The 8,745-nt window shown below is 41.3% G+C and carries 11 protein-coding genes; 8 read left to right on the forward strand and 3 right to left on the reverse strand.

The window, feature by feature from the left end:
• The coding region (locus ACF8CV_RS07055) for an efflux RND transporter permease subunit (protein WP_208871009.1) at positions 1–363 on the forward strand (363 nt) is incomplete at its 5' end.
• 349 nt (positions 364–712) lie between these two features.
• On the opposite strand, the gene ACF8CV_RS07060 is transcribed toward ACF8CV_RS07055, so the two are convergent.
• The 3 genes from ACF8CV_RS07060 to ACF8CV_RS07070 form a co-directional block, all read right to left on the reverse strand.
• Complete coding sequence (locus ACF8CV_RS07060; protein ID WP_023585535.1) at positions 713–1,486, reverse strand: hypothetical protein; 774 nt, start codon at positions 1,484–1,486, stop codon at positions 713–715.
• A gap of 14 nt (positions 1,487–1,500) precedes the next feature.
• Entirely contained in the window at positions 1,501–2,343 is an 843-nt protein-coding gene (locus tag ACF8CV_RS07065) for a hypothetical protein (RefSeq protein ID WP_023585536.1), read from the reverse strand.
• Between the two features lie 142 nt (positions 2,344–2,485).
• A complete protein-coding gene (locus ACF8CV_RS07070) occupies positions 2,486–3,898 on the reverse strand; it encodes an integrase arm-type DNA-binding domain-containing protein (protein WP_244431018.1) in 1,413 nt (470 codons plus the stop codon).
• A gap of 265 nt (positions 3,899–4,163) precedes the next feature.
• On the opposite strand from ACF8CV_RS07070, the gene ACF8CV_RS07075 reads away from it, so the two are divergent.
• The 7 genes from ACF8CV_RS07075 to ACF8CV_RS07105 all read left to right on the forward strand — a co-directional run bounded on the left by ACF8CV_RS07075 (position 4,164) and on the right by ACF8CV_RS07105 (position 8,739).
• Complete coding sequence (locus ACF8CV_RS07075) at positions 4,164–4,820, forward strand: hypothetical protein (RefSeq protein ID WP_138938234.1); 657 nt, start codon at positions 4,164–4,166, stop codon at positions 4,818–4,820.
• A gap of 104 nt (positions 4,821–4,924) precedes the next feature.
• A complete protein-coding gene (locus ACF8CV_RS07080; protein ID WP_138938235.1) occupies positions 4,925–5,605 on the forward strand; it encodes a hypothetical protein in 681 nt (226 codons plus the stop codon).
• A 239-nt stretch (positions 5,606–5,844) separates the two neighbouring features.
• Entirely contained in the window at positions 5,845–5,970 is a 126-nt protein-coding gene (locus tag ACF8CV_RS07085) for a hypothetical protein (protein ID WP_258517105.1), read from the forward strand.
• A 945-nt stretch (positions 5,971–6,915) separates the two neighbouring features.
• The gene (locus tag ACF8CV_RS07090) at positions 6,916–7,437 is read left to right on the forward strand and encodes a GNAT family N-acetyltransferase (RefSeq protein ID WP_138938236.1); all 522 of its coding nucleotides are present in this window, start codon (positions 6,916–6,918) and stop codon (positions 7,435–7,437) included.
• Positions 7,438–7,650: 213 nt separating this feature from the next.
• Positions 7,651–7,932, forward strand: a complete 282-nt coding sequence (locus ACF8CV_RS07095; protein WP_025527476.1) for a type II toxin-antitoxin system Phd/YefM family antitoxin — start codon at positions 7,651–7,653, stop codon at positions 7,930–7,932.
• On the forward strand, positions 7,929–8,216 hold the full coding sequence (locus tag ACF8CV_RS07100) for a type II toxin-antitoxin system RelE/ParE family toxin (protein ID WP_025539049.1): 288 nt from the start codon (positions 7,929–7,931) through the stop codon (positions 8,214–8,216). Before ACF8CV_RS07095 ends, ACF8CV_RS07100 begins: the two co-directional genes overlap by 4 nt.
• A gap of 166 nt (positions 8,217–8,382) precedes the next feature.
• A complete protein-coding gene (locus tag ACF8CV_RS07105; protein WP_138938006.1) occupies positions 8,383–8,739 on the forward strand; it encodes a hypothetical protein in 357 nt (118 codons plus the stop codon).
• Positions 8,740–8,745: the final 6 nt, after the last annotated feature.

Consider the following 8,745-nt stretch of genomic DNA (forward strand, 5'->3'; position numbering starts at 1 on the left):
ACGAACAATAATATCTTCACAGGCATTGGCTTAATTGTATTAGTAGCATTAGCGTGTAAAAACTCAATACTCATGGTGGAGTTTGCCAGAGATACACAAATGAATGGGGCGTCACGTTTAGATTCTATCTTGGCTGCATGTCGTTTACGTCTTCGTCCGATATTGATGACATCAATTGCCTTTACTGCTGGGGTAGTTCCTCTAATTACTGCCACTGGCGCAGGTTCAGAAATGCGTCATGTTATGGGTATTGCAGTGTTTTCTGGCATGATAGGAGTTACCTTCTTTGGTCTGCTGTTTACGCCATTGCTGTATATGATCATGACTGCGAACCGAGATAAGAAATCATCTTCAACTCTCTAACCGATAGCCCCTTGATCAAAATCAAGGGGCTTAATGATTATGGCTCCGCGTGTAGGAGAGGAAAAAGTTTCAAGGTACGTAACCAAGCTCGTAGCGTTTTCAGTTAAATAGGAGCAGAAATAAAGGTTATCAGCCAAGACGTCACTTGAGGGGGTAGTTAATTTGAACATGTAAACGGAGTTTCCATATTCGCGACTTTTCCATACTTTAAGTAATTCATGAAATACTAATGTTCTAATTTCCGAAACTCATTTTTGTCCAGAGACGTGACAGAACGATCACATGCCAGCTTTCTTGCAAGAAAGCTGTATCTCTAGTTCTAATGCGATGTTTGAGGCGTTTAAGGAACCTAATTTGGTATTGTGGTGTTACGTGTATTTCTCTCAATTAGGGTTTTAAAATCAAGAATTTTTCTCTGATTTCTGAGCTTAGTCATGGCTTGAGCGTCATCCACTACACAAATCCCAGCGGCGGTGTTTTGACAAAATTTCGAAGCTAGGCAGCGAACCTCTATGACGGCGGCTTTATCGCGACGATGCGCTTGTAAAGTCAGGAGCGATTTCGATTCGTCATAATCAATAAACTCGTAGTCGCGGAACAGTAAAGCAAAACTCACCGCCGCTGCTTCGACGTCTGTAGCGGGAACGGTGGCGTAATGGCTTCGAGTGATAGGAACGGAGTGAATTGAGAAATCATCATTGAGTAACACCGATAAGTTTGGGTGCATGTCAGCAATATGGCCTTGAATGTAGTCTCTGCGTATATCTTGATAAAATTTCTGGTATTGGAAGTACGAGAGCGTAATGCTGTGGTTAATATCCCATTTGTTATCTCGCAGTAAATCGCTAAAACAATAATCATCAATCTTCAACAGTTGCTTGAAGTTGTCAAAACCACCCAACGTCCGTTGGATTTGTTTTTGGCTCACCCCACGTTCGAGCAGGTCAGTTTCATTGAGATACGGTTCAGTGCGTAATATCGTGGTGACCAGTTCAATTAGACCGATGTCCACGGCACTGATGCCTTGCATCAGAAGCGGTGCAAAGTAGTCTGAGTGGGAGTAAGCCAGACCGTCATCGAGTGCAGAAATGACGCTGAGGCGTATTGGGTTAGTCATCATCATGGTTAAACTCCTAATTAAGAGAAAAGGGGACGTGTCAGTATTGGGGTAGTGTAATAGCCTCGATAGGTCAGCCAGCGGAAGTAAAAACGAATGGCGTCGATACGCTGTTTTTGCTCTTTGTGGCATATGTTCGATTGGCAGAGTGCCTTACGATATTGGCGAATGTCTCGCGTCTGTATGTATAACCTTCCATTGCTGTTGGAGTGGTTGCCATCAGCGAAGCGTAAAAACTGATGAAGGTAGTCTGCAATCTGATTGAGCCTGAATCGAGACATCCCTGAATGCTCGCGCTCTTCCATCAATTCATTTAACCAGCTGAAGTATGGAAAACGAATGTCCTCTTCTGCAATGCTCAAGTCGAGAGGGGGCAAAGTTGGGAAATCGTCTGTTGACGGTTTGTGTTTGTAAGCACGAATCACAGGAAAATGTTTAGCCATTAAATGGATTTGCACTAATAATTGCTGACTCAATGACAGAGAGTCGGGAAGGTCATGGGGGATGTTTTGGAAAAAGCATTTAGCTTGTAAGAACACTGCTTTCGCTCTGCTTATTGCATGTTGCGGTTCATCTGTTTTCAGTGCCACAAAATAATGAGACCTAGTGTGGCCTGAGATTCTTAAGGATAATGGCGGAGTGATTTTGACTTGATAAATGCCATGCTGATTGGTGGAGATATGATGGGCGCGAAGCTGGTGGTGTTGTTTTATTCCGATGTTTTCATTTTGATGAGTCACGGTTTGGCGTCCCTTTCGACGTAAACGGTGCAGTGTTTGCATTTCACCAAAGCGTGGATGTTCGCTGATGGGTTTCACTTCTAATTGGCTTAAGTGAGTTTGATGTAAGTGTGAATGCGACATGAAGACTATCCTTCTTAGCTGAATTTAGGGTGCAGAAAGCTGCACCCTAAACTGGTTGAGGGTGTCATAAGTGACGGTGAGTTAATTAGTTGGAGCTAAGCCGTTTAGGCTCAGCAGTAATACCTCAGGTAGAGGTGGGTTATCACGCACTCCGTCTACACTCGGTACGGTACTGTCCTGCAATGGAATAGTATTTACCTGTCGATTCGACGATATATTCACTCCAGTACTGATGAATCTCATATCGCTCATTGAGATACAACGCACTGTTGTATGAGGCACGGGTAGAATTTGCATCCAAATGAGCAAGACACATTTCGATGGCATCTACTTTGAAGTTAGTGCTCTCGTTGAGGTAGGTGCTTGCGATGCCTCGGAACCCATGGCTGACTAAGCGTCCTTTTAACGTGGTGAGATTTAATGATGAATTCACTGCATATGGACTAATGTGTGGAAATTTAGTGTTCTGTTTATCAGACGGAAATACATGCGCCTGGTCCCCTGAAATAGGCCTCATAAACGCCAATAAGCCAAGCGTGTATTCGTTCAGGGGAACGAGATGCTCACGCCCACCTTTAGTGTAAAACTTAGGCACCGTCCAAAGCTTCAACTTAAAGTCAATGTCACACCATCGCATCGCGGCGAGTTCAAACGCACGTGTCATCGTGTGCAGTTGCATTTCAAACGCGCAGCGAGTGACTAATTTCATATTGTGGTTTGACATGGTAGCCATTACCTCTGCTAACTCATTGGGAGGGACAGCAGGCATATGCGTTACTTTTGGTTTAACAAACTCATGTTTGATATATGCTAAGCAGTTACTCTTGATGTAGTTTCTATTAAGAGCAAAATACATGACTTGATTAACAAAAGTACAAGCGCGTTTTACGTTTTCTAGTTGTCCTTTTGCTTGAAGTGGTTTGATGACTTCAATTACGGCGGTTGTGGTAATAAAGCTCAACGGTATGTGGCCTAGCTTTGGGTATAAATGACGCTTCAAGAACAAGCGCTTTCGATGACTTGTTCTCACCTTATTCATAATGCGCTTGATTTCTTCTTCACCAAAATCTGTACCATTAATTTCTGCTTCCTTTTGAGCTTCTTCAAGTAACTTTTTGCGAGTAGTCGTCTCTTTTCCTTCGTCTCGTTCAAGCATAAGCTCGGCAACCGACTCAAAGGTAAGCTCACTGACAATGGCACCGTCAAGTTTTTGCTTATCACGATAGATTTTCGGGTCAATGTTATTTGCCATCTGTTCACGAAGCTTTTCTGCTATTTTTCGGACTTTGGCGAGTGCTAGGCTAGGGTATGAACCAAGCCCGATTTTCTTACGTTTTTTTGTGCTAGAGTCTGTGTAGATAAATAACCAGTTTTTAGAGCCATTATTACGTATTCTTAAGTAAAGGTTTCCACCATCCGATAGCGTGTATTCTTTATCAGTTGGCTCTGCATTTTTAATTTGTGTGTCTGATAATTTAAAGATAGCAGCCATGCTGTTACCCTCCTTTATTTGTGTATGTCCCCTGAACTTATCAATCGGTTTAGGGGTACGCAAGGGGGTACTAGAGCTGTGAGATGTAGTGAGAAATAATGATTGTGAAAGAGTGTTATTCTATTTTAAATCAAGTGGTTAAGTTATTGTATGAGAGTTGTTGAGACCTAGTGAGTCGTGTTTGGAGATTCTCAAGAGGGATTCACAACGCGTGGCGTTTTTATTATGCGTTGATTTTAGTGATTAAGGTGGTATGCAGCGGCTTCGGTATTGCGTTGTTCACCCCTTAGCAGGGCGTTAGGTGCTTTAGCGGTAATAGGAAAATTCATTGATAAAATATCTCTATGGAAAAAGTCAGTATCTTGGGCACTTCGCTGAAACGGGTGAGGGCTTATGGTTTCGAGATTTGTTCACAATGGATAAACTCGAAAATGAAAACATTTGTGATAATGAAGCTAGAAAATCTATTCAGCTTTCGCCCGACGCAATAACTAAGGTTACTTTGGCGGGCCGAGATTTCAAAGCTATACCGCATAACCCAATAACTTTCTCGCAGTCTCCTAGACGGTGTCATGTTCTTTGCCTGAGTAATAAAGGCAATAGTAAGGAGCTATTTAACCTATTTGACGCGGATATTTGTATTGCCATTGATACTAAAAAGTTAGCAATGCTAATTGAAACTGCTAATAAACACTTAGGTTTAAAGGTAGTCTCTGGTCCAATACATTACTATGAGCATGAAAATGAAATTTTCGATTTATCACAGGAACAACTAGTGTTTGTTAAACCAGTGCAGCCTTACAAACGAGAAAGTGAATACCGAATTGCTGTATTCTGGCCTGAAAATGAATCATCACAGCTACTAATAAGAGATAATGGCTCTGTTTACGTATTTGACAGTGATGGCACGTCAGATGATCACATCACTTTTAACTTTGAAAGTCCTGCTTTTGAAGAAGTTGTGCATTCAGTAACACGCACCTAACAAAGCATTTAAGAGTGATTCGCAACGATTGGCAGTTTCGCTTCGCTCAAGTATAGCCAAGCGTCGCTCACACCTTAATGCGGCGTTAGTTTTAAGGAGTAATAATGGAGTTAATGACTGTTTTTAAAGGAGCGACAACAGCTCTTAGTATTATTAATAGTAAGCTTACAAACCGTAAAGCAGATAGAGCATTAATTGAGCTTGCAAATGGGCAAAAGAGCATTAAAGAAATCTGCAACGATAGTAATGAAGTTTTTAGATTTACGCAATTGATCGATTCTTTGAATAGAGCATCCACCTATGCAAAGGCAAATGTCTTAAAAGACCTTTATTTGGCATTTGACACTGATGAAAAAAACGAAGAAAGTGATGATTTTTTCTTTGAAACATTTTCTATTCTCGGTGAGCTTTCGGATAGAGAAATTCATATACTGTATTTGTTAGAGCGTTACCATCAAGAAAATATCAAAAATAAACGGTCAGATGCTCAATACTCAAAGTATTTCGAAAGCATTACCGAAGAGGGGTTTGGTGTAGGTGGAAGTCTGTCAGATTCATTTTATTATTTCGCTGCTGATAAATTGGGTTTAGAGGCTAAATTTCTCACCGGGTTAATGAAAAGGCTTGAGCGTTCTGGATTAATAATTCAGACTGGTATTGATGCTAATGCTAGGTTTCAAGAATACACGCACACCGATCTCTATCGAGAAATCAAAACTCGGTTAGTTATCGCAATGGAAAACACATATGGGAATGGCGAAAAACTGACTTCGGCGGAAATATAAAACTAACAAAAACATTAAGTTGACGCGTTTTACTCGGCATTTTTGGTATGAAGTTCGGTGTGCTTGGTGAGTTCAGCGTGGCGCAACTTATGTTCAGCGTTAGTTTGCAAGAGGATAAACGCAGCTATATCGCAAGATCTAGCGGTAAAAGTTCAAAGACATAGTTGGGGTTTTGGACATCAAATTCAGCGTTAACGACCTCGGTTAGAATCCAAAATTGGCATCTTTCAAGGGGTGATTTGTTCTTTGGTGCGGTGACTTTGGGGTTTACTGAGTCGAACTTTTTTGCTGAAACACTGCTCGTTGAGTTTGTTGGTGCAAAAGCCGATTTACTCGCTGAAATGGCGTTTTCTCTGGTGTGGTAAGTTCACGTGGTTTCAGTAACTTTGTTGAAAGTCCGCATTGTGAGATTGGTTTTCCAAAAGCGCTTTTTGGTGTTGTGAGTTCGTTTTCTACGGCGTTGTTTGTTCCAAGTGGTTTCATTGACTAGCCGCTTTGAGACTACGCCTGACTTAATTGCATCAAAGCATATAAAGTTTGTTGTTCGCAAAGTTTAAAATAACGTAAAATCAACACTTTGGGTCTGAAAACTAACAAACTGCTCAAGAGGGATTCACAACGCGTGGCATTTTTACTATGCGTTGAATTTAGTGATTAAGGTGGTTTGCGGCAACATCGGCATTGCGTTGTTCACCCCTTAGCAGGGCGTTATGTTTTCTTTGATTTTCAATGAGTAAAATGATTTCGGGCTGTGATTCTTTGGCCTCTTTAGCCGTTTGATCGAGTAGCCTCAGCAACTCCGCTTTGTCTGTTCAAATTCTTGAATTCCTCTACCGACTTTACGCTTCAACATTCGTGGGTTGCTTCAATTCGAAGTCGCGCCTCCGGGTTGATAGTTTTTCTGGAGTAAAGTCGCTGTCAGTGTATTTGCCAAACAGCATATCGGCTTGGCAATTGTCTCGGCAATTTGCCATTGTTTTACGCTTTAAATGGGAAAAGTAGGGTACTTGTTGAACATTGAACGGATTGCCTCATTGGGCAGGGAAGTGGAACTACGCGCTTTGTATTTGGTGCATTTGGTGGCGAAACGAGTTTGAGTGTGTGACTAACATCTTAGAACATGATCAATAAAGCAGTTCATTGCCAAATAAATCAGTCGGTTGTGGTAAAACATAACAAACGCTTCAAGCCGGATTCGCAACGCTCGGCGTTTTTGGTTTGAATCAGCTTTTGTGTTTACGGTGTAATAATTGAGTGCTGTGGTAGCGTTGCTCACCACTTAAGCGGGCGTTAGCCCTCAAAGGTCAAATATGGATATTTACCCAGAAATAGAGTTATCTAAAGAGCAGCATAACTCAATTGAAGTCCTCAGAAACAAGTCATTTCCTGAACATCAAGTAACTCGTTCTTACTATAAGCAACTCCCGCATATGAGAGCTTTAAAGTACAGAGATGATCAACTGGTTGGTTACATGGGACTAGACTACAGAGTTGTCAGTGTCGGCGATGAAATTTATAAAGTATTGGGCATTAGTGACTTCTGTGTTGAACAATCATCTCAAAGAAATGGTATTGGCACTGCCATGTTGTCCCAACTCAGCGAGTATGTTTCTAGAAAAGACGTCGACTTTATTATTCTAATCTCCGATTTAGATGCTTTTTATACGGCTAATGGTTATCTTCGTCTTAGTTCTTTAGGCTCTTGGTTGCGAATACATGAACATAAGAATTACGGCGTTGCAGTTGATCAAGTCGATGATTTGTATGTTAAACCGATTAGCGGTAAAACTTGGGCAGTTGGTCATATAGACTGGTTAGGGTATATGTACTAGTCGGGTATCGGGCTAACAAATTGTTCAAGAGGGATTCAGCACGCGTGGCATTTTTACTATGCGTTGGTTTTAGTGATTAAGGCGGTATGCGGTTGCATCGGTGTTGCGTGCTTCACCCCTTAACAAGGCGTTATAACACAGTATCAAGTTCTTGCTCATAACTAACAGTTGAACTATTATTTGTACGTTATTTTGTACTAATAGAGGTTCAGTATGAGTCGTATTCATTTCGATCAAGATATTCAGCCGCTGTCTGAGTTTCGTGCCGGAGTAGCTTCTTACATCAAACAAATCAATGAGACGCGTCGTCCATTGGTAATTACACAACGCGGTAAAGGTGTTGCTGTTGTTCTTGATGTAGCGGAGTACGAAGCAATGCAAGAGAAGATCGAATTACTAGAAGAAATGCGCACAGCGGAAGCTCAATTAGCTTCAGGTCTTGGTGTTTCAAATGAAGATGCGCGCGCTCAAGTGTTAGGGCGCATTAAGAAATGAAAGTAGTTTGGTCTCCTTTAGCTCTTCAAAAGCTTGGTGATGCTGCTGAGTTTATTTCGTTAGATAATCCATCTGCTGCTGAAAAGTGGGTCAATGAGGTTTTCGATAAAACTGAATTACTCGGAAATATGCCTGAAATGGGGCGCTTTGTTCCTGAAATGCCCCACACAAACTATCGTGAAATCATTTTCGGTCACTATCGTATTATTTACAGTTTAAGCCACGAAATTCGTGTGTTAACAGTTCGCAACTGTCGTCAGATCTTGACGGAAGATGATGTGTAAAACTGTGTTATAACAAACAGTTCAAGTGGGATTCAGCACGCGTGGCATTTTTGGTATGCGGTGGTTTTTTGTGTTGAAGTGCAATGCGGAGGCTTGGTCATTGCGTGCTTCACCCCTTAACTGGGCGTTAGTACCAAAATTAAATTAGGTTTCGGAGTATTTGAAAATGTTCTTTTCTAGTTCATCTCAGCCCTTAGTTAACGGCGCTCACTTGTGCGAAGAGTTAACTAGATTTCTATCTGAAAACAAAAGTGACTTTGAACAGAAACTTATCCCGGATCTATCTCATATAGATCATATGGCTCACAATGTTAATGGTATAGAAATCGAAAACATTTCTTTTGTGGGCGGTAATCAATATCAACTCGATTATTCATACGATTGGGAAGTCTATCGTGGTTGCTCTGATATGAATGAAGCTGATATCGAACATGAAAGCATATTGTTTGTCCTTAATGATGACGGTTGCATCGAAATTGATTTCCCAGAATATGAAGAGCGTGATACTCACGAGGAATTTTAGTACTAA

The sequence above is a fragment of the Vibrio sp. zbq_1 genome (genome assembly GCF_043102935.1).
Taxonomy (GTDB): domain Bacteria; phylum Pseudomonadota; class Gammaproteobacteria; order Enterobacterales; family Vibrionaceae; genus Vibrio; species Vibrio parahaemolyticus.

What these genes read in the sequence shown, in the direction of transcription:
- ACF8CV_RS07065 (WP_023585536.1), bottom strand. Translation starts at nt 2,343, where the DNA reads ATGTCGCATTCACACTTACATCAAACTCACTTAAGCCAATTAGAAGTG.
- ACF8CV_RS07090 (WP_138938236.1), top strand. Translation starts at nt 6,916, where the DNA reads ATGGATATTTACCCAGAAATAGAGTTATCTAAAGAGCAGCATAACTCA.
- ACF8CV_RS07060 (WP_023585535.1), bottom strand. Translation starts at nt 1,486, where the DNA reads ATGATGATGACTAACCCAATACGCCTCAGCGTCATTTCTGCACTCGAT.
- ACF8CV_RS07100 (WP_025539049.1), top strand. Translation starts at nt 7,929, where the DNA reads ATGAAAGTAGTTTGGTCTCCTTTAGCTCTTCAAAAGCTTGGTGATGCT.
- ACF8CV_RS07080 (WP_138938235.1), top strand. Translation starts at nt 4,925, where the DNA reads ATGGAGTTAATGACTGTTTTTAAAGGAGCGACAACAGCTCTTAGTATT.
- ACF8CV_RS07095 (WP_025527476.1), top strand. Translation starts at nt 7,651, where the DNA reads ATGAGTCGTATTCATTTCGATCAAGATATTCAGCCGCTGTCTGAGTTT.
- ACF8CV_RS07105 (WP_138938006.1), top strand. Translation starts at nt 8,383, where the DNA reads ATGTTCTTTTCTAGTTCATCTCAGCCCTTAGTTAACGGCGCTCACTTG.